The organism is Streptomyces coryli (assembly GCF_011044975.1).
Classification (GTDB): domain Bacteria; phylum Actinomycetota; class Actinomycetes; order Streptomycetales; family Streptomycetaceae; genus Streptomyces; species Streptomyces coryli.
In genome coordinates this window covers 1-607 of sequence record NZ_JAAKZV010000602.1, presented here as the reverse complement: position 1 = coordinate 607, position 607 = coordinate 1, and the positions used below count along the sequence as shown (strand labels likewise).

Genomic DNA, 607 nt, shown 5'->3' with positions numbered 1-607 from the left:
GTGGCGCGGGGTGGGCGGCGGGTCAGGCCGTAGCGGGCGATGACGACCTCGAGGAGGTAGAGGCCCGCGGCGGCGAGCAGGGTGCCGCGCTCGGAGAGTGCCAGGACGAGGACGCCGCCGGCGCCGTAGCCGCAGATCTGCATGGTGCCGGCGGACATGTTGAGCACTGAACGGCCCAGCAGATAGCCGTCCTTGGGCAGGATCTCGGTGAGCAGCCCGTAGCGCACGCCGCCCCCGACCGAACCCACGAGGCCCAGGGCGAGGATGACCGCGAACATCCCGCCCAGCGGCATCCCGGGCATCGCGAGGGCGGCGGTGCCGACGGCGTACGCGAGCGCGATGGCGACCGTCGTGGCGCGCGGCGGCAGGCGGTCGGCGGCCGAGAGGAGCATGGTGGCGCCCAGCATCTGGGCGAGCGACGGGCCGAACATGCTCAGCGCGGACAGCAGCGGCGACCCGGTCCGGTCGTAGACGAGGGTGCCGAGCGCGAGGCCGCTCACCGTCATGCCGGCGACGTGCGCGGCGGCGGCGCCGAAGAGGGGGCGGAATTCGGGGACGTGGGCCAGCTCGCGGTAGGTGCGCATGCCGGGGAGTCTCGGGGCGTGGG

1 protein-coding gene is annotated in these 607 nt (G+C 74.6%); it reads right to left on the bottom strand.

Annotated elements, in window-relative coordinates; translation table 11 throughout:
- On the bottom strand, positions 1-584 hold a 584-nt coding region (locus G5C51_RS42395), incomplete at its 3' end, for an MFS transporter (RefSeq protein ID WP_165246283.1).
- Positions 585-607 lie beyond the last annotated feature (23 nt).